Raw genomic sequence first — 18,349 nt, forward strand, 5'->3', positions numbered from 1 at the left:
CCGCCATGTCCCGGACCCTGCACCTCAACGCCTTCCTGATGGGTGTCGGCCACCACGAGGCGGCCTGGCGGCACCCGCGCGCCGACCCGAGCCGCCTGGCCGACGTACGCCACTTCCAGGAACTGGCCCGCATCGCCGAGCGGGGCACGCTCGACTCGGTGTTCCTCGCCGACGGGCTCGCCGTCGGACCGGCCGTGCGGCACAACATCCAGGCCGTCTTCGAACCGATCACGCTGCTCGCCGCGCTCGCCACCGCGACCGAGCACATCGGCCTGATCGCCACCGCCTCCACCACGTACACCGAACCGTTCAACCTGGCCCGCGCGTTCGCGTCGCTCGACCACCTCAGCGGCGGCCGGGCCGGCTGGAACATCGTCACCTCCGCCCAGGCCCGGGAGGCCCGCAACTTCAACCTCGACGACCACCCCGCGCACGCCGACCGCTACCGGCGGGCCGCCGAGTACGTCGACGTGGCGATCAAGCTCTGGGACAGCTGGGAGGACGACGCGCTGGTCCTGGACACCGCCGCGGGCGTGTTCGCCGACACCGGCCGGGTGCACGAGATCGACCACGCCGGCGAGCGGTTCCGGGTCCGCGGACCGCTGAACACGCCCCGCCCGCCGCAGGGCCGGCCGCTGCTGGTGCAGGCCGGCTCGTCCGCCGACGGCATCGCGTTCGCCGCCCGGTACGCCGAGGCCGTGTTCACCGCCCAGCAGACGCTCGCCGACGGGCAGGCGTTCTACGCCGCGCTGAAGCGGGCCACCGCCGACGCCGGCCGTGATCCGGAACTGGTGAAGGTGCTGCCCGGTATCGCGCCGGTCATCGGGGGTACGGAGAAGGAGGCCCGCGACCTCGCCGACGAACTGGAGGCCCTGATCGTGCCCGAGCACGCGCTCGCCCAGCTCTCCGGCATGACGGGGCTCGACCTGACCGGGCTGCCGCTGGACGGCCCGCTGCCGGACCTGCCGGACGCCGGCGCCGTGCAGTCCCACCAGAGTCGCTACCAGCTCGTCGTCGACCTGGCCCGGCGGGAACTGCTCACCCTGCGGCAGCTCATCGGCCGCCTCGGCGGAGGGCGCGGGCACCGCGTCGTGGTCGGCACCCCGGAACAGATCGCCGACCAGATCGAGCTCTGGTTCGCCCAGGGCGCCGCCGACGGCTTCAACGTCATGCCACCGCTGCTACCCGATGGACTGGAGGCCTTCGTGGACCACGTCGTACCACTGCTGCGCCGGCGCGGGCTGTTCCGGTCCGCGTACACCGGGCGCACCCTGCGCGAGCACTACGGCCTGCCCCGCCCGGCCAGCGTCTACGCGACCCGTGAGCTGGTGGCGTCGTGACCACCGTGGACCGGCCCGGCGCCGCCGTCGAGTTGCGCCCGGTCGACGTCGACTCGTTCCGCGGCCTGCTGCGCCGCCAGGCGTCCACCGTCACCGTGGTCACCACCCCCGGCCTGCGCGGCAACCGGATGCGGCCGGACCTGCCGCCGGCCGGCTTCACCGCCACCTCGTTCACCTCGGTGTCGCTGGACCCGCCGCTGGTCTCGGTCTGCCTCGGCCGCGCCTCGTCGAGCTGGCCCACTGTCGAGCAGGCCGAACACGTCGCGGTGCACCTGCTCGCCTCCGGCCAGCAGGAGATCGCGCAGATCTTCGCCACCAGCGGCATCGACCGGTTCACCGCCCATCCGGGCTGGACCACAGGGCCGTTCGGCGTGCCGCTGATCGGCGACGCGCTCGCAGTGCTGCTGTGCCGGGTGGTCCGCCGGATCGAGGCGGGCGACCACACCATCCTGCTCGGCGAGCCGCTCGCGCTCGGCGCGGGCGAGGACGGCGACCCGCTGCTGCACCACCGCGGCCGCTACACCACCACGCTCGGCGACTGGCCCGAGGCGTGGTGACCACCGCCGCCGACGAGCTGATCGCGCTCGACCGGGCCGCCCAGGACCTGCTGTTCCGGGCGGCCCGCACGGCCAACGCGTTCACCGCCGAGCCGGTCGGTGACGAGCACGTCCGCGCCATCCACGACCTGGTCCGGTACGGCCCGACCGCGATGAACGCCCAGCCGCTGCGGGTGCTGCTGCTGCGCTCGGCGGAGGCCCGGGCGCGGCTGCTGCCGTACCTCAGCTCCGGCAACCGGGACAAGACGGCCGCCGCGCCGCTGGCCGCCGTGCTCGCCGCCGACGTGGACTGGCACGACCGGCTGCCCGAGCTGTTCCCGCACCGCCCCGGCGCGCGGGACTGGTTCGCCGGCGACCCGGCCGGCCGGGAGGCACAGGCCCGCTTCAACGCCGCGCTCCAGATCGGCTACCTGCTGGTCGGCGTACGCGCCGCCGGGCTGGCCGCTGGGCCGATGGCCGGGTTCGACGCCGCAGGCGTGGAACGGGAGTTCTTCCCCGACGGGCGGCACCGGGTGCTGCTGCTGATGAACATCGGCCGCCCGGCGCCGGACGCCTGGCGGGAACGGCTGCCCCGCCTGCCCTACGAGGAGGTGGTCAGCACGCTGTGATCAGCGCGGCTCCCACGCGTCCGGCTGAGCGGTCAGCTTGCGCACGTGGGCCGGCAACCGGCCGCTGACCAGCTCGTCCAGGCTCACCTCGTCGACCACCCGGCGCACCGAGGCGCGCACCGCCACCCAGAGGCGGGGCAGGTTCTCCGCCGCCCCCTCGTACCGGGTCTCCTCGGGGCGCAGCCCGCGTACCCCGGCGAGCGGACCGTCGACGGCGCGCAACACGTGCCCGATGGTGATCTCCCGCGGCGGCCGGGCCAGCGTGTAGCCGCCCTCGGCGCCGCGCTGCGCCCGGACCACCCCGGCCCGGCGCAGGTCCGCCAGGACCGCCTCGAGGAACTTGCGCGGCATGTCCTGCTCCGCCGCGATGGCCTGGGTGGACAGCAGGGTGGGGTACGCGGTGGCCAGGCTCAGGGCTGCCCGGACCGCGTAGTCGCCGCGCGCGGAGATCTGCACAGTGCCATCATGCCTGGCCGCCGGGTGCGGGGGAGTCGGCGGGCGGCCGGGGTCGCACCAGACGGACGGGCAGCGGGCGTTCCCGCTCGGCCCGGAACGTCCCCGGGCTCACCCCGACCTCCCGGGTGAAGAAGCGGCCGAAGTTCGTCGGCTCGGGAAAACCCAGCTCCCGGCCGATCGCGGCGATCGACTCGTCGGTGGCGGCGAGCAGCCGGCACGCCTGCAACGCCACCCGCTCGTCGATCACCTGCTTGGCGCTGCGGCCGGTCACCGCCAGGCAGGCCCGGGTCAGGGTACGCACCGAACAGCCGAGCTGGGCGGCGTAGTCCTCCACCCGGCGGGTGTGCCGGTAGCCGCGTTCCACCTCCCGGCACAGCCGCCGGAACGTCTCCGTCTCGGCCCGGGGCGTAGCGCCGTTGCGCGGATGCGGCAGCAGGCTCAGCCGCAGCAGCAGTACGGCGAGCTGGTGGCGCAACAGCGCCGCGGCGGCCGGCACCAGCGCGTGCCGGTCGGCGTCCACGGCGAGCTGGCTCACCTCGCTGATCACCGCGTCCTCGTCCTCGCCGGCGAGCTGACGGTGGGCGGGCACCGCGTCCGGGTCGACGTCGAGGCCGCGCAGCGCGTCCGGCGCCCAGCTCACCACAGTCGCGTCGAGCTGGGAGCCGACGAACCGCAGCGCCTGGCCGGGGTGGGCGCGCAGCAGCGTGCCCGGACGGCAGGGGACCGTCCGGAAGTCCAGCTCGGCGGTGCCGTGGCCGTGCGTGACCAGGATCAGCAGATCGCGGTCGAGCAGGACCGGGCGGGGCCAGCCGGGCTCGGCGGCGAGGTCGCCGAGCACACCGGTGACGATCTCGTCGGCGCCGGGGTGGAAATCCGGCAGGCCGGTGCGCGTGGCCGGGGAGGGCTGACCGGTAGTGACCATCATCCCGACGGTAACCGGAGCGCCCGCACGTTGCATCTCGACGGTTTCACCCGCTCGGGCCGCTCTTGTCGGCAGCCGAGCCGGACGGTTAGGTTACCGATCGGTAAGACTCGGGCCGGCGTGCGTTGGACACCCGGCCACGCGGCCCCGGCCGACCGGCCCGCGGCCGGGCGACGGCGATGGGATGGGCATGACGGATCTGTTCTCGGTCGACGGCAAGACGGTCCTGGTGACCGGCGGCTCACGCGGCATCGGGCTGATGATCGCGCGCGGCTTCGTCCGGGCCGGCGCCAAGGTGATCATCTCCTCGCGCAAGGCCGACGTGTGCGAGTCGGTCGCCAAGGAACTCTCCGCCGAGGGCCACTGCGAGGCGATCCCGGCCGACCTGGGCAGCGACGCGGGCGCGCTGGCGCTCGCCGAGGCCGTGCGGGAACGCCACGACCGGCTGCACGTGCTCGTGAACAACGCGGGCGCCACCTGGGGCGCGCCGCTGGAGGAATACCCGGAGAGCGCCTTCGACAAGCTCTGGGCGGTGAACGTCAAGGCCGTCTTCCGGCTCACCACCGCGCTGCTGCCGCAACTGCGCGCCGCGGCCGGCGCCGACGACCCCGCCCGCGTGATCAACATCGGGTCGATCGACGGCATCCGGGTGCCGTGGATGGAGGTGTATGCGTACTCCGCCACCAAGGCGGCAGTGCACATGCTCACCCGTGGCCTCGCCCACCAGCTCGCCGGCGAGCAGATCACCGTCAACGCGATCGCACCCGGACCGTTCGAGAGCAAGATGATGGCGTTCGCACTCGACGACCCCGAGTCGCGCGCCGCCATCGAGCAGCAGGTGCCGCTGGGCCGGATCGGCCGGCCCGAGGACATGGCGGGCACGGCGATCTACCTGGCGTCGCGTGCCGGCGCGTACCTGACCGGAGCGGTCATCCCGGTCGACGGCGGGATCACCACGCGCGGCTGAGGCGTACCCCGGTTGGAGACGGCCCGGGGCCGCGCGGACTCGGCAGATCCGCGCGGCCCCGGGTGTCGCCGTGTCAGCGACCGGCCAGCAGCCGGTTCACCGCGGTGTCGACGTCCAGGTGCTCGGCCTCGCGGCCGCGCGGGACGACGACGTAGGTCCGGCGCAGGAAACGCACCAGCACGCTGCGCGGAACCTCGAACAGGGCATTGCCGTCCGGGGACGACAGCGCCAGCGCGACGAAGTCGCCGCGCGGAGTGGCCCACGGCCAGACCCGCACATCACCGATGCCGGCCGGTTCGTCGAGCCCGGTGACCAGCAGTTCGCGTGCGAACGACCAGCTCACCGCCTCGCCGCCGGCGGACTCGGCATGGAACAGGACATGGACCGCATACGGGTCAGCAGGGTCGTAACGCAGACTGGCACGCACCGGCAAGGCGGTGGCGTCAGGCGCGACGAGCCTTAGCGACGTCTCGACCTCTACGGTCGTCGGTCGGATGACACTCATGGACGTTCTCCCCCCGGCACCGCTGCGGAACGCGCGTGTCCCGCTTTTCCCATACTCAGGTGCTGCTCCTGGCTACGCTCCGCCATACGCTGACTTCACCCAGTGGTGGGAAGGGGTTCCGAAAGCCCCCGGGACCGCCTGGCCCCGCGTAGAATTTCCGGTTCCGCCCACTCCGTCGTTCCGCCCGGCAACGGGTGGTTCAGTCGTCGACTTACTCCGGTAACGTCCAGTCGTGAGCAGGGGTGACGGTCCCGCGCGACACTGGGGGTGGAAATGGTCACGAGGGGCTCCTCGGTGACGTCGCGGACCACGGCCGAATCGCCGAAAGGTGCGGTCCGAGCAGCCGAAAGTCGGGGGTACGAGGTGCCGGTGGAAGGGCGGTCGCAAGGCGCTCTCATGGAGCAGCGCCGGCGGCGACAGGGCTGGCGGGGACGCCTGCACACGACGCTCGACCTCATCCGCGCCAACCCCACCGGCCGCGTCGCCCTGAAGATCTTCATCGGCATCCTCGGCGCCATCGTCGTCACAGTCGGCATCGCGCTGATCCCGCTACCGGGCCCCGGCTGGCTGCTGGTCATCGCCGGCCTCGGTGTCTGGGCGGTCGAGTTCCACTGGGCGCGACGGCTGCTCGCGTTCACCCGCCGGCACGTCAACTCCTGGACGCAATGGGTGAAGAGGCAGTCGCTGGGCGTGCGGTTCGTGCTGGGCGCGGTCGGGCTCGTGTTCGTGTCGGTGGTGGTGTGGCTGTCGCTCAAGTACAGCTTCGGCATCGACGTGGTGGCGGAGGCGCTGCACTACCTCGCGACGCACTGAGGCCCGGTTTTTGGTCCGGGCGGGTGATCGGGTAGAGTCATGCGCGCTGAGGGCGATTAGCTCAGCGGGAGAGCGCTTCGTTCACACCGAAGAGGTCACTGGTTCGATCCCAGTATCGCCCACGCAGGTCAAAGGCCACTTCCCGGCTTCGGGAGGTGGCCTTTCTGCTTGCGTACAGCAGCTTTGTACAGCAGTTCTCGTCAGCGGCTCAGGGAATCGCCGAGGCGCTTGAGCGCTTCTCTCGTCTTTGTCGATGTGACCTGCGTGTAGATCTCCATCGTTACGGAGAAGCGGGCGTGCCTCAGCACCTGCATGGCGACTCTGGGGTGGACGTCGAGGTCGGCCAGGAGGGTGGCGCAGGTTCTTCTTGCGTCGTGGACGGTGATCGGCTTGACGCCTGCCTTGTCGCATCGCGTCTGCCAGGAGCGTTGGAAGTTGCGGGGCTCGACCGGTGTGCCGTAGGGGTGGTGAAGACGAGTCCGGTTTCGTGCCACGCCTTGCCGGCGACTGCTCTCGCCTCGTCGCGTTGCTCGCTTCGCAGTTTCAGGGCCGTGAGGCAGATGTCGGGCAGGGGGAGGGTGGCGTCGGATGCCTGGGTCTTGGTGTCGCGGTGCAGGAGCTGTCCGCGTACGAGTTGGAGCTGGCGGCCGATGGTCAGCTCTCCGGCGTCGAGGTCGACGTCCTCCCAGGTGAATCCCAGCGCTTCGCCCTTGCGGAGGCCGGTGACGAGGACCAGGGCGTAGGCGGCGTAGAGCGGGTCGTCGTCGGCTCTCGCGGACTCCAGGAACTTCCGTGCCTCGTCGCTCGACCAGGACTTGCCCCGCCGACGGCGGACGGTGGCGAGGGTGACCGGCACGGCGGGATTCCTGGTGATGAGGTCTTCGGCCTGGGCGTGGGTGAGGGCGGCCCGCAGTGCGGCCCGGATGTCGCTCACTGTGCGAGTCGACGGGACCGCTTGGCAGCAGCGGCCGATCGCGCAGCAGCGGCGCTTGTGCTTCGGGCGGGCGGTGTCCTTGCCTTGTGCGCAGCACTGGCAGGTGCGGGCGACCTGGTTGATCCAGGTCTGCACGTCGCGTGACTAGAGCCGGTCGAGCCGCTTCGCGCCGACGCCGGGGGAGATGTAGAGGCGGACGAACGTCTCGTAGGTGGCGTAGGTCAGGGGTGCCCGGTTCGGCTTGATGATCTCGGTCAGCCAGTAGGTGAGGAAGCTGCCGACCGTGGGGACACTGGTCGCCACCGGACCCTGCTTCGCCTGCTGGTGCAGCTTGATCCACTTGTCGTGGACGGCGTCGCGGGTCTTGCCGTAGACGTACTTGCGAGTGCGCCGGCCGTCGGGCTTGGTGACCCAGACGTACGCGGCGAAGCCGTTCCGGTACGGGAAGATGGAGCCTTCGCCGTTGGCTCGGGCGCGTGCGGGCATCAGGCGGCCTCCTGGCGTTCGACCTGTTCGCGGATGTAGTCGTCGACCCATTCGGGGAGGATGCGGCGGTACTTGCCGTCCTTGATGGAGCGCAGCTCGCCGGTGGCGATCTTCATCTTGACCTTGGAGATGCCGAAGCCGAGCAGCACGGCGACCTCAGCGGGGGAGTACCAGCGCGGGGTCAGGTGTCGGCTCATGCGGCCACCCAGGTTTCGTGGGTGAGTTCTTCTCGGCCGATGCGTCTGCTCTCGCGCCGCTGGCGGGCGGCGGTGTTAGCGAGCAGGGCGTCTCCCTCGGAAAGCCAGCCGGAGCCGATGTAGGTGAGGGTGCCGACGGTGAGGGTGTCGTCGGGTTCGTCGTCTTCGGTGCGGCGGTAGGTGGTGCGGGTGTCGCGGAGCTGGGCGAAGGTGACGGAGTAGCGGCGGGCTTTGGTGAGGAAGTGGCCGCCGTAGCCGAGCATGTGGGCCCAGCGGCGCAGGCCGCCGTAGATGTTGGGTTTGGTGTCAAGGCTGTCTTGACGGTCGTCGGCGGTTGCGGCGCCGCCGGTTGTGTCGGTGTGGGTGGGGCGGCCGAGGTGCCAACAGGCGTCGATGAGGCGGGCGACGTGGTCGCCTGCGGGGGCGGCGTAGTCGTCGATCGTGGCCGTGGTGAGTCGGGTGGAGGAGTGGCCGGTGGCTTCGGTGGCCTTGGTGGCGTACTTGGCGAGGTAGGCGGCGACCTTGCCGTCGGTCAGCTCGCCGTCGCTGCTGTTGATGCGCCGGACGTCGACCTGCTCGCCCCAGGCGATCAGCCAGCCGTCGGGCTGGTCGGGGTGCGGGGGTGTGGTGACGGCGACCTGCCGGGCGGCGGCGTGGATCGCGTCTTCCAGGTCGTCGACGGTGATGCCGGCCGGTGGAGGTACGAGGGCGTCCGGGTCGTCGGGGTCGACGCCGTCCAGGCGCAGCAGGACGTGGAAGTGCACGGCTGCGCGGCGCTGCATTTCGGCGACCTTGCCGTGGGACACCCGCACGGGCGGCACCCAGCGGACCTTGCCGGAGGCGGTGACGATGCCGACCTTCGGGATGCCGCGTTGACGGCAGAGCACGGCGACGTGACGTTCGGCGGCCTGCTTGGTGCGTCCCCACAACTCGCCGGAGAAGTGGTTCCAGACGACCTGGTGGGCGTGGTCGTAGCAGTCGAGGCACAACGGCTGGCCCAGCCGCGGATCGTCTGCGTCGTGGCGGGCGAAGCACGCGCCGGGCTGACCGTGCGGGCAGGCTCCAGCGTTGCTGCGGGCGCGGCAGGGTGCGGGTCGGCAGTCGCAGCGCTGCCGGTTACGGCAGGTGTGGCGCGGGACGTGGCGGTGATGGACCGGGCCGAAGGACGGCGCGGTGAAGGTGGCGAAGACGACCGGGTGCCGGGCGACCGATTCGGGGATGCCCTTGCCGCCGGTCAGTCCGCGACAGACGACTTGGTAGGCGTCGCCCTGGTAGACCCAGGCGCAGTCGGGGCACGCCGATTCGCGGCGGTTGCCGCACGCCTTGTAGAGCGTCCGGTCGGGCAGCTCGTCGGTGTGCTGCTCGCTCAGGACTCGGCCGGTGTTCCGGTCGACGGCGGCGATGGTGCCGGTGAGGCGGACCGGGCGAGCACAGCCGCCGGCGGGGCGGGTGTGCTCCAGCCAGCCGGAGAACTCCGGCGTAGCGGCGCGGTGCAGGACCTGGGCGTCACGACCGGCGGCGAGGCCGGGGCGGTAGGTGGTGAAGATGGCTGTCTCCTCGTGCGGGGGTGGCAGGGACGGGAGACGAAGCACCACAGCCGTGGACGTAGGTCCGCTGGTGGTGTTCGTCGTGTCTCCTGGCACCGCCGAGAGGGCGGCTGACGCCGGAGGGCGGAATCGTGGTGATGCCACTTCCCGCCGATGGGTCATGTCCTTTCACGCTCGTGAACTCGGTGATGAGGGCCGGCACGGGTGGGGAGCCTGGGATATCGGCATCCGGCGGGTTGCCGCAGGCTGCCCCACCCGTGGAGACGTGCGAATCCGGGCCATCGTGGACGGCAGGCGAAAGCCGTGCTGGGCCTCTCAGCGGTTCGGGGGTCCGGCATGGCGGCCGGTGTGATCGAGAGTCGGCGGGACATGGCCCGCATCAGCGGCAGGAAGGCCGCTCGGCATCTCCAGAGTCGAGTTCAGCGATCCGGCAGAAAGGCCGCGCTGGCGTGCTCGACGAACGCCAGAGTAGCACCGGGTACCGACACGTCAACCCGAAGTAATGCCGGAGCCTGGGAGGCCATCCGGCCACCCGAGGACGCGCTCGGTGATTACGCCTCGGAGGATGGCCCCGTCCCACCGGGCCCCGGTTACGTCTGTGCGCCCGTACTCCGGATCGTGTGTTCTCACGTAGCTGAACTGTGCGTAGGAAAGATCCGCATCGCGCAGGTCAGCATCCCGCAGATCGCAGCCAGCGAAGCGAGCACCTCGAAGAGAGGCGCCCCGAAGGTCGGCGCCCCGGAAATCGCAGAACTTGAAGGAGTGCCTGTCCAGGGTGCGATGCCGAAGATTGCGACCCGCAAACGACTGTCTCGTCGCCCCGGGCGGGATGCTCATCCGCGAACCGTAGCCCGACCGCCCGTTGCCGAACCACCGGCTTTCTACGCGCTCACATGCGACCCATCAAGCGGCGCAGGAGCCGGCCGCCGGCCCTGTGATCCGACAGCTGGCCGCCGGCCCCCGTCTGGGAGGACTTTCTGTACGTCTATCAAGGCGGCCCGCAACGGGCCGCACGCGCCGCCGCCTGGGCGCGCGCCGGCCGCTGCCGCTGTCGCTCTGCGGCCGTCACGCCTGATGCCCGGCGGCTGGCGCGGACAGCGGGAAGCCCGGAGGGCCGCCACCAGAACGACAGACCGTTGACCGGTGCGGGTGGGCCGGCAGCCGGCCGGGCCACGCGGCCACGAGCCCGCGCGGCGTAGGGGAGCGCACGCCGGCCGCGTCGGCGAGCTGGCGGCGCTCGCGCGGTCGCGGCTACTGCGCCTCCGGCGGGGGCGCTCCGGCTCCAGGATGGCCGGGGCTCCGCCGGCGAGTCACGGTCCGTGGGTGGGTGCGGTAGGCCATCCCGCCTGCCATCGACCCGGGCGAGCCGAGCAGACCACCGCCCGACCCGCCAGCGTCCGTACGAGCCGGCAAGGTCCGCTTGAGGTGGCGGGTCGGGCGGCGGCCCGCTCCCCGGAAGGCGGGTCGACGGCATACGGGAATGGCAGGTGTGGGCAACCGGGCAGGAGATGCCAGAGGTGTTTTATGGCCCGTGCTGTCGGGCGATGGATTGTCACTGCCGGCTGCGACCGTGAACGCTGCCGTGGTGGACAATATCGAGAGCTTGCTGGCCGCCATCGAACTGTGGGCTCAACAGCGACACGACATCCATGCCGCGCTGGTGGTCGGATCTCACGCCCGCGCTGACGTTCCAGCGGATCAGTGGTCCGACATTGACATCGTCCTCGTGGTCGACGATCCGATGACCTACGCGGCCGACGGCAGCTGGCTGGCAACGTTTGGTCGGCCGTTGCTGACCTTTACCGAATCCACTGCGGTCGGGGGGTTCATCGAGCGGCGAGTGCTCTTTGACAACGGACAGGACGTCGACTTCGCGCTGCTGCCGTCTGGCGCGGCGGAGCAGATCGGTACGGATCCCGAGGCCGCTGCGGTGTTGGGCCGGGGGTTCCGGGTGCTGGTCGATAAGGTCAACCTGCAGCGGATGCTGCCGGGTGCCGGTGCACCGGTGCCGCCGGCTCCGCCGGATGCCGCTGTGTTCGGGCACCTGACCCACGACTTCTGGTATCACGCGTTGTGGACCGCCAAAAAGCTACGACGGGGCGAGGTCTGGACCGCCAAGGAGTGCTGCGACTGCTACCTGAAGACTTTGCTGGTCAGGCTGCTCGCGTGGCACGCGCAGGCGTCGCATCCGCAGGTAGACACGTGGCATGGCGGACGGTTTCTGGAACGGTGGGCCGACCGACAAGCTCTCCACGATCTCCGCAGCGCTTATGCCAGCTACGACGCGGACGATGTCGCCCGTGCCTTGTGGGTGACCGTCAACCTGTTTGAACGACTTGAGCGCGAGTGTGCCGAGCGTCTCGGGCTAGAGCTCACCGTTGCTCACGATGCGATCCGGGAGCACCTTCGTGTAGTGCTCGCGTAGGCAAGAAGTGTTCGATGGTCCGGGTGCCCGCCGGGTGTGCAGCGAGCGGCGTGCCCGATCCGTGCCCGACATGGCGGTCAGCACGGGCACGCAACCGTGTACCGAGAGGGCCGCTCTTGACGCTCTGTAGCGTATATCCAGGCGAGACGGTTACCTAACGTGTAGATCAATGCGATTCCCAAGCTGAGGGTGGGTTCGTCTGCGTGCCAGTGGTGTGCAGGCTGAGCAAGGATGTCTGCGTGGCGGAAGTGATGACCTTGTTCATGCGGTCCGGCGAGCCAGTGGCGCAGCGCCTCCTGGACGAGCTGGTCGCGGAGATTCGAAGGCGGTACCCGGTGGTGGCTGCTACGCCGGCTGGGGATGGTGTCGGTTGGGCATCGTACGAGCTGTCCAGCGACCGCGACGTTGTTGCGGAAGCCCGCGACCGATATCCGACGGCCGTGGCCGCCGGCGAGCAAACGTCTCCTATTGTCCTGCGTGTGGTTACCCGACCCGATGCCGTCAAGAGCGCCATCGATCACGGGCTTGACCAAGGGGGCCCCGTTGACCTGACCTTCTGTGACACGCTCGCGGAGGTCGCTACGTCTGGCTACCTGCTGGACTGGGCGATCGTGCGAGCCATTCACAGGCTCACCTTCGACCGGTGGGCTGCGATCCTCTACACCGAGCAAGCGGGCTTCGACACTAGGCTCCCGAGTCGGAGGCATAGCGGCCAGCGACAGCAACGGTGACAGCAACGGGATGGCACGAGGACGGCCGCCGGCTGCCGAGCGCGGACAGTCGCCAGAGGTCGCGTACGCGGATGGACGCCACCGGACGAAGCGCCCAGAACTTACAAGCGAGGGGTCCAGGCGGCTGGCTGACCTTGGGCGATTATTCGGCGACGAAGACGCCCACGCCGGGCAGCGTCTCGGTCATCCCCTTGATCCGTAGCACCTGCATGGCGCGGTCGATTACCGGCTCGGTAACGCCGTAGTGCTCGATCAACTCTCGACGGCTGGGCAGCTTGGAGCCCGGCGGGAACTCGCCGGAGGCGATGCGCTCGGCGAGGTCGTCGGCAATCTGCTCGTAGCGGTAACGCGGTGGCACGGTGTTCCCCTCGGTTGGCAACACGAGTAGACCACCTACGTCAGCCCTTGACTACCCAACGGTACCTATGGGAGGTTGCCGAGGAGGTCGATTCCCTCGGTTGGCGCTGTGGGCCGTCCTCACCGGCGTGGGTGCCCGGCGCATCCCCCGTGATCGGGCATCCACGCCCCCGGACACCTGCGGCACGAGGAGGCGGCAGTGCTCCTTTCCGATCCTCTGACGCGGCGAAGAGTCGCCCCAACGGCTCCGGCGACCCGATGAAGCGCGTCTCGTACGACGAGTACGTCCTGGCGGTGGCGCTCACCCTCGCCCGCCGTCATCGGCCCGTCTGGTCGTGGCGGCACTGGCGACACGTCTGCCGCTGCGGAAGCAACCTGCCCTGCCGAAGCCGTCATCGCATCCCGATCAACCGCGGCCACTGGCCCAGCCAGGACGGCCCGCGATGACCACCCACCACCCGATCAAACCGGCCTGGTCCTGCGGCGGCTGTGCGGGAGAGTGGCCATGCCAGACCCGACGACGCGAACTGCGAGCCGAATATGATCGCGTCCCCGTGTCGCTGGCCCTCTACCTCGCCGCCCAGCTCGTCGACGCCGCCCAGGATCTGGCCCACGTCCCCGCCGGCCACCTGCACCACCGATTCCTCGGCTGGACCCGATGAGCATCCTTCGGCCCGGGGACGAGAAGTTCCACTACAGCGACGGCTCCCACAAGTGGACCCCGCCAGACCTGGACTACGACCAGGAGGTCTGGGAGGAGCAGGTCCGCCAGCACAAGCAGGGGCACCTCCGAAACGAGCGCCCGAAGGTCCGCATCCAACGTCTGATCTGATGCCAGCAGTACAGCAGCGAAGTACAGCAACCGTGCCAGCCGAACCAGGCCGAGCAGCGCATCAACAGGCCCCGCGACCTCGCATCGATCCTGATCCGACCGGCTCGCCGACAGTTCACACCGAAGAGGTCACTGGTTCGATCCCAGTATCGCCCACGCAGGTCAAAGGCCACTTCCCGGCTTCGGGAGGTGGCCTTTCTGCTGCCGTACAGCAACGGCGTCAGCGAATGGTCATCGAACCCTTCGCCAAAACGTGAGCTGCCTCTGCAATCGTGCAGCGGGTAGGTTCGGCCGCTCCGCCGATGCCAGTTCCCCTGAGGTTCCCCCGGTAGCTCGGAGGCTTTCGATCATGCTCTGATGGAGCTGAAGGGAGTCATCCGTGGCAGCACCGAAGAAGTACCCCGATGAGCTGCGTGAACGTGCGGTGCGGTTGTATCGGGAGTCGGACCCGAAGCCCGTGATCCGCCAGCTGGCCCGCCAGCTTGGCGTGCATCACGAGGCGTTGCGGAACTGGATCCGCCAGGATGAGGCCGACCGCGGTCAGCGCGACGACCGGCCGACGACCTCTGAGCTGGAGGAGCTTCGGCGGCTGCGGCGGGAGAACGCCGAACTGAAGCGGGCCAACGAGATCCTGAAAGCCGCCTCGGCTTTTTTCGCCTCGGAACTCGACCCGACCCGGCGACGGTCGTGACGCTCGTTGACGAGCTGAAAGATCGCTTCGGGGTCGAGCCCGTCCTCCGGGTCCTCAACATCGCCGTGTCGACCTACTACGGCTGGCTCGCCCAAGCCGCCAACCCCTCTGCTCGCCGACGCGAGGACGCGGATCTGATCGTGGAGATCGCGGAGATCCACGACGTGTCCGGTGGCACCTACGGCAGCCCACGGGTGCACGCCATGCTGCGCCGGCAAGGCCGGCACGTGGGCCGCAAGCGGGTCGAGCGGTTGATGCGCCAGCACGGTCTGCAGGGCGCGTTCCTGCGCAAGAAGTGGCGCATCCCGTCGACGCGGTCGAACCCGAAGGCGACACCGGCTCCGGACCTGGTCCACCGGCAGTTCACCGCTGCGGCGCCGAACCGGCTCTGGGTCGCCGACGCCACCCGGATCCCCTGCGGGCAGGGCGTGTTCTGGCTAGCCGCGGTGCGGGACGTGTTCTCCAACCGCATCGTGGGCTGGCGCTGCTCCGACCGGTGCGACACCGACCTGATCCTCGGCGCCCTCGAATACGGCATCTGGTCCCGCGACGTCCGCGACGGCCACCTAATCCACCACTCGGACAGGGGGTCGAACTACACGTCCTTCCGCTTCGCCCAACGCCTGGCCGACAACGGCATCCTGCCCTCCATGGGCTCGGTCGGCGACTCGTTCGACAACGCGCTGATGGAGAACTTCTGGTCAACGCTGAAGATCGAACTGGTCTACCGAAACTCCTGGCGGACCCGCGACGAAGCAGAGAACGCGATCTTCACCTACATCGACGGCTGGTACAACACCCGCCGCATTCAGAACGACCTCGGCTGGCGATCCCCAGACGAGTACGAAGCCGCCTGGCATGCCCACCAGGCCCGACAAGACCAGACGGCTATCGTTCAGCCTGAGCCCACCGGCGCCAGGTAACCAACCCTCCGGCAAACCGGGGGAACCTCACCCCTCCGCCTGAGAACCGACGCAGGCCCTTGATGGCTGTGGACGGCGGTCACGAAGCTGCGGCTAGCGATGGGCGGCCGATGACCTCCGCCTTGTCCTTCGCTTCAGTGGCGAGTGCGCTCCGACAGCTGATGTGCGACGCAGCTCCGCCGGGTCGTCGCCAGCTCCTAGCTGGGCTCGTCCCGTAGCTGCCGGTGGAGCTGACCGGCGGTGTTGACCACTGCGACGAAGCCAAACACCTCGATTCGATCGACGTCAAAACTTTTGGTGACGATCGGCGGTGGCGCGTAGGCGCAGATCTGACTGGCGTCCAGTTGGAGCCCGCGCCGCTGGTATGCGCCCTTGGCGAGGGGGCCAGAAGGTACCGGTCCTGGCCACCCTCGGTGTCCAGTTCGGCAGTCAGGTCAGCACGGGAGTTCCACCCCCGTACGAGCTGCCCTTCAAAGGTGTCGAGGAACCACCACGCGCCGTCGGCAGACTCAAGGAACACATCGCCGAACAGCGAGGTGAACCGCGCAGCCTTCCCGCCGAGATCCAGCCAGGACCATGATTCCAGCGCCGCAGCGTATTCCCGCTCACTGAACTGCTTGGTAAGTTCCACGCGCCATTGGATCATGTCACTGCTCAGGTTGCTTCTAGCGGTGGCAACGGCCGACGCGTCTGGCCGGCTCGGCGCAGCAACGCTTCTGGCCGCGATCAGCGCGCCGAGGTGCCGCACATCAGCCCGACAGAGGACACGCTTCAGTAGCGAGCTGTTGCCGGCTAGAGGTCGATGACCCGGAGCATCCTGACGTGTGGATCAGCGATAACGAGGCTGGGTACAGCGTGTCGGTGTTCGCGGGAAGCCGAGGGCTTGTGATCTCGGAGGACCACGACGAGGTCCGTGGCCCGCTGCACATGGAGGGCTACTCGCGGGCCGGGATGATGGACCTGTTCACGATGCTCTTGCAGGGGAGGACGACCCAGGTTGACTCTTTGCCTTGGTTGCCGGGATACGGGAGCTGAGGACGACCGCGCCGGCCGGAGCCCTCGTCTGAGCAGGCCGGCCGCTGCTGTCGACAGCGACGGTGACAGCGACAAGGCTGGACGGAGAAGGGCCAAGCCGTGCAGCCGTGGACCACGGGTCGAGGTCAGAGACACGCGCGGACGGGCCCGGACGGAGCGCCAACGTCACTTGGCCTGTCTGCGCTGGTAGTGGGCTCGTCGGGCTCGGGCTTGGGATGTTCGTCGCCAAATCGACCAGTGCAGGGTGTGCTCTGGCGGTAGCGGCTCGATGAGGACGAGGGGCGTTGAGGTACGCCGACCTCGTCAGGGAGGGCGCCGGAAACGAGGAGGAACGACTCGCGCTCATGCGTGAGCACCAGGCGAACGTCACCACTCAGATCGGCAAGCTGACCGAGTGCCTGGACCTGATCAGGTTCAAGGCCGGCGTGTACGAGGGCTTCCTCGCCCCCGACAATGCCGCCGACCACCGGTGTCACGGCCCGAGCCCTGCGCCGTCGGGACACCCGGCCGAGGCCCGCGCCGATTGATGCGCGGGCGTCGGGCTACTCGAGTTGGGGCGCGGCGAACAGCGCGTCCGCCAGGTGGTTGAGACCTGCCCAGTGCCCTGCGTCACACGCTGTCAGAGCGGTCGGTCGCCTGGTGTCTTGAGGCTGAACCCCTGAAGACGGAGGAGACAGCATGACTGGGAGAGTTGACGTAATTGTCATCGGCGGCGGGTACGCCGGTGTCATGGCGGCCAATCGCCTGACGCAGCGCGAGAACGTGGCCGTGACGTTGATCAATCCGCGTCGGGCGTTCGTCGAGCGGATCCGCCTGCACCAGTTGGTGGGCGGGTCCGACGACGCGGTCGTCGACTATCGGGAGGTCCTGGCCGAGGGCGTCCGACTGGTAGTCGATGCGGTGACCCGCATCGATGCGGCCGAGCGCAGCGTGGCATTGGCCGCCGGCGGCACGGTCGGCTACGACTACCTGATCTACGCGGTGGGCAGTGGCAGCGCCGACCCGGGCGTGCCCGGAGCAGCCGAGTTCGCCTACCCGCTCACCACCCTTGAGGAGGCGCAACGGCTGGGGCCGGTCATCGCCGCCGCGCCGGCGACAGCCCCGGTGACGGTGGTCGGCGCCGGCCCGACCGGCATCGAAACCGCCGCCGAACTGGCGGAGGCGGGCCGTACCGTGACCCTGGTCTGCGGCGGGGTGCTGGGCCCGTACCTGCACGAGCGGGGCCGGCGCTCGGTTGCCAGGCGACTGGCCAAGCTCGGGGTGACCGTGCTCGACGGATCCGGCACGAGGGTGGCGGCGGTGACCCGCGACTCCGTACGCCTCGACGGCGGACGCACCCTGCCGAGCCAGGTGACCATCTGGACCGCCGGGTTCGGCGTGCCCGACCTGGCCGGCCGCAGCGGCCTGAGGACCGACGCGCTGGGCCGCCTGCTCACCGACGAGACGTTGACCAGCGTGGATGACGTGTGCATCGTCGGGGCCGGGGATTCGGCAGCTCCGTCGGACCTGCCCTTCCGGATGAGCTGTCAGGCCGCCACGAGGATCGGCGCGCACGCCGCCGACACCGTGCTGGCCCGGATCGCGGGCGAGCAGCCGACGCCCATCAACCTGGGCTTCTTCGGCCAGTGCATCAGCCTAGGGCGGGGCGCCGGCATCTTCCAGTTCGCCTCGAGGGACGACACCGCGACCAAGTTCTACATCGGCGGCGGCCCGGGCGCGAAACTCAAGGAGTTCGTCTGCAAGCACACGGTCAAGCATCTGGCGGACGAGGCACGCAAACCCGGTTCGCTCACCTGGGTCAAGGACGACAGGCGCCAGGAGCGGCTGCGGGTGACCCGCGGCGAGGCGCTGCCCCGCTGAACGGCGATTCGGCTCGAACGGCCGCCAAACGACCGGGTGGAGCCCTGTCGGGGCTCCACCCGGACAGTTCCAGGGCACCGGACTCACCTACCGGAAGGAACGAATCGAATGAGCCTCGCGCTGCGGATCGCTGCCGGAGTGCTGGCGGCAGTCGGGTCCGTCC

Annotated in this window: 20 protein-coding genes, 1 tRNA gene and 1 pseudogene; 14 read left to right on the forward strand and 8 right to left on the reverse strand. The window is 69.9% G+C overall.

Going from position 1 to position 18,349, the window contains the following annotated elements; all coding sequences use genetic code 11:
- The first annotated feature begins 5 nt into the window (after positions 1-5).
- The 3 genes from Q3W68_RS13485 to Q3W68_RS13495 are packed head-to-tail and all read left to right on the forward strand — an operon-like array spanning position 6 to position 2,505.
- Positions 6-1,340 carry an LLM class flavin-dependent oxidoreductase gene (locus tag Q3W68_RS13485; RefSeq protein ID WP_302905746.1) on the forward strand — a complete coding sequence of 445 codons (1,335 nt, stop codon included), beginning with the start codon at positions 6-8 and terminating at the stop codon, positions 1,338-1,340.
- Positions 1,337-1,897 carry a flavin reductase family protein gene (locus Q3W68_RS13490; RefSeq protein WP_302905747.1) on the forward strand — a complete coding sequence of 187 codons (561 nt, stop codon included), beginning with the start codon at positions 1,337-1,339 and terminating at the stop codon, positions 1,895-1,897. The genes Q3W68_RS13485 and Q3W68_RS13490 overlap by 4 nt, the downstream gene beginning before the upstream one ends.
- Positions 1,894-2,505 (forward strand): malonic semialdehyde reductase, encoded by a 612-nt coding sequence (locus tag Q3W68_RS13495; protein WP_302905748.1) that lies wholly within the window; start codon positions 1,894-1,896, stop codon positions 2,503-2,505. Before Q3W68_RS13490 ends, Q3W68_RS13495 begins: the two co-directional genes overlap by 4 nt.
- Here the strand turns inward: Q3W68_RS13495 and Q3W68_RS13500 are convergent, their stop codons facing one another.
- Together Q3W68_RS13500 and Q3W68_RS13505 are read right to left on the reverse strand one after the other, a co-directional pair.
- Positions 2,506-2,961, reverse strand: coding sequence for an Rrf2 family transcriptional regulator (locus tag Q3W68_RS13500; RefSeq protein ID WP_013284925.1), 456 nt, complete (start codon positions 2,959-2,961; stop codon positions 2,506-2,508). It lies immediately after the preceding gene.
- A gap of 7 nt (positions 2,962-2,968) precedes the next feature.
- Entirely contained in the window at positions 2,969-3,886 is a 918-nt protein-coding gene (locus Q3W68_RS13505; RefSeq protein ID WP_302905749.1) for a helix-turn-helix transcriptional regulator, read from the reverse strand.
- A 187-nt stretch (positions 3,887-4,073) separates the two neighbouring features.
- Between Q3W68_RS13505 and Q3W68_RS13510 the strand changes: the two genes are divergently transcribed.
- Positions 4,074-4,850 (forward strand): glucose 1-dehydrogenase, encoded by a 777-nt coding sequence (locus tag Q3W68_RS13510; RefSeq protein ID WP_302905750.1) that lies wholly within the window; start codon positions 4,074-4,076, stop codon positions 4,848-4,850.
- A 73-nt stretch (positions 4,851-4,923) separates the two neighbouring features.
- Here Q3W68_RS13510 and Q3W68_RS13515 read toward each other — a convergent pair whose 3' ends face one another.
- Positions 4,924-5,355 carry an SsgA family sporulation/cell division regulator gene (locus tag Q3W68_RS13515; protein ID WP_007457244.1) on the reverse strand — a complete coding sequence of 144 codons (432 nt, stop codon included), beginning with the start codon at positions 5,353-5,355 and terminating at the stop codon, positions 4,924-4,926.
- 273 nt (positions 5,356-5,628) lie between these two features.
- Between Q3W68_RS13515 and Q3W68_RS13520 the strand changes: the two genes are divergently transcribed.
- Entirely contained in the window at positions 5,629-6,168 is a 540-nt protein-coding gene (locus tag Q3W68_RS13520; RefSeq protein ID WP_302905751.1) for a TIGR02611 family protein, read from the forward strand.
- Positions 6,169-6,218: 50 nt separating this feature from the next.
- Positions 6,219-6,290 (forward strand) — tRNA-Val (locus Q3W68_RS13525).
- A gap of 78 nt (positions 6,291-6,368) precedes the next feature.
- Here the strand turns inward: Q3W68_RS13525 and Q3W68_RS28325 are convergent.
- From Q3W68_RS28325 to Q3W68_RS28330, 4 genes and pseudogenes are all read right to left on the reverse strand, one after another.
- Positions 6,369-7,588: pseudogene (locus Q3W68_RS28325) on the reverse strand (tyrosine-type recombinase/integrase).
- Positions 7,588-7,785, reverse strand: a complete 198-nt coding sequence (locus Q3W68_RS13545) for an excisionase family DNA-binding protein (RefSeq protein ID WP_089008620.1) — start codon at positions 7,783-7,785, stop codon at positions 7,588-7,590. Before Q3W68_RS13545 ends, Q3W68_RS28325 begins: the two are co-directional and overlap by 1 nt.
- A complete protein-coding gene (locus Q3W68_RS13550; protein WP_302906182.1) occupies positions 7,782-9,332 on the reverse strand; it encodes a replication initiator in 1,551 nt (516 codons plus the stop codon). The genes Q3W68_RS13545 and Q3W68_RS13550 overlap by 4 nt, the downstream gene beginning before the upstream one ends.
- A 489-nt stretch (positions 9,333-9,821) precedes the next feature.
- Positions 9,822-10,169 carry a pentapeptide repeat-containing protein gene (locus Q3W68_RS28330; protein WP_368045737.1) on the reverse strand — a complete coding sequence of 116 codons (348 nt, stop codon included), beginning with the start codon at positions 10,167-10,169 and terminating at the stop codon, positions 9,822-9,824.
- Between the two features lie 694 nt (positions 10,170-10,863).
- Between Q3W68_RS28330 and Q3W68_RS13555 the strand changes: the two genes are divergently transcribed.
- Together Q3W68_RS13555 and Q3W68_RS13560 are read left to right on the forward strand one after the other, a co-directional pair.
- Positions 10,864-11,757, forward strand: coding sequence for an aminoglycoside 6-adenylyltransferase (locus tag Q3W68_RS13555; RefSeq protein WP_302905754.1), 894 nt, complete (start codon positions 10,864-10,866; stop codon positions 11,755-11,757).
- A gap of 239 nt (positions 11,758-11,996) precedes the next feature.
- The gene (locus tag Q3W68_RS13560; protein WP_302905755.1) at positions 11,997-12,488 is read left to right on the forward strand and encodes a hypothetical protein; all 492 of its coding nucleotides are present in this window, start codon (positions 11,997-11,999) and stop codon (positions 12,486-12,488) included.
- Positions 12,489-12,630: 142 nt separating this feature from the next.
- On the opposite strand, the gene Q3W68_RS13565 is transcribed toward Q3W68_RS13560, so the two are convergent.
- Positions 12,631-12,870 carry a GntR family transcriptional regulator gene (locus tag Q3W68_RS13565; RefSeq protein ID WP_013476970.1) on the reverse strand — a complete coding sequence of 80 codons (240 nt, stop codon included), beginning with the start codon at positions 12,868-12,870 and terminating at the stop codon, positions 12,631-12,633.
- 418 nt (positions 12,871-13,288) lie between these two features.
- Between Q3W68_RS13565 and Q3W68_RS28335 the strand changes: the two genes are divergently transcribed.
- The 6 genes from Q3W68_RS28335 to Q3W68_RS13590 all read left to right on the forward strand — a co-directional run bounded on the left by Q3W68_RS28335 (position 13,289) and on the right by Q3W68_RS13590 (position 18,186).
- The gene (locus tag Q3W68_RS28335; protein WP_368045738.1) at positions 13,289-13,507 is read left to right on the forward strand and encodes a flavin reductase; all 219 of its coding nucleotides are present in this window, start codon (positions 13,289-13,291) and stop codon (positions 13,505-13,507) included.
- Entirely contained in the window at positions 13,504-13,677 is a 174-nt protein-coding gene (locus Q3W68_RS13570) for a hypothetical protein (protein ID WP_167796963.1), read from the forward strand. Before Q3W68_RS28335 ends, Q3W68_RS13570 begins: the two co-directional genes overlap by 4 nt.
- 379 nt (positions 13,678-14,056) lie before the next feature.
- Complete coding sequence (locus tag Q3W68_RS13575; RefSeq protein WP_104113285.1) at positions 14,057-14,368, forward strand: transposase; 312 nt, start codon at positions 14,057-14,059, stop codon at positions 14,366-14,368.
- Positions 14,365-15,291, forward strand: coding sequence for an IS3 family transposase (locus tag Q3W68_RS13580; RefSeq protein ID WP_302905756.1), 927 nt, complete (start codon positions 14,365-14,367; stop codon positions 15,289-15,291). Before Q3W68_RS13575 ends, Q3W68_RS13580 begins: the two co-directional genes overlap by 4 nt.
- 1,319 nt (positions 15,292-16,610) lie before the next feature.
- Positions 16,611-16,853, forward strand: a complete 243-nt coding sequence (locus Q3W68_RS13585) for a hypothetical protein (protein WP_302905757.1) — start codon at positions 16,611-16,613, stop codon at positions 16,851-16,853.
- Positions 16,854-17,004: 151 nt separating this feature from the next.
- Positions 17,005-18,186 carry an NAD(P)/FAD-dependent oxidoreductase gene (locus Q3W68_RS13590; protein WP_302905758.1) on the forward strand — a complete coding sequence of 394 codons (1,182 nt, stop codon included), beginning with the start codon at positions 17,005-17,007 and terminating at the stop codon, positions 18,184-18,186.
- Positions 18,187-18,349: the final 163 nt, after the last annotated feature.

The organism is Micromonospora sp. C28ISP2-4, from assembly GCF_030519385.1.
Classification (GTDB): Bacteria; Actinomycetota; Actinomycetes; order Mycobacteriales; family Micromonosporaceae; genus Micromonospora; species Micromonospora tulbaghiae.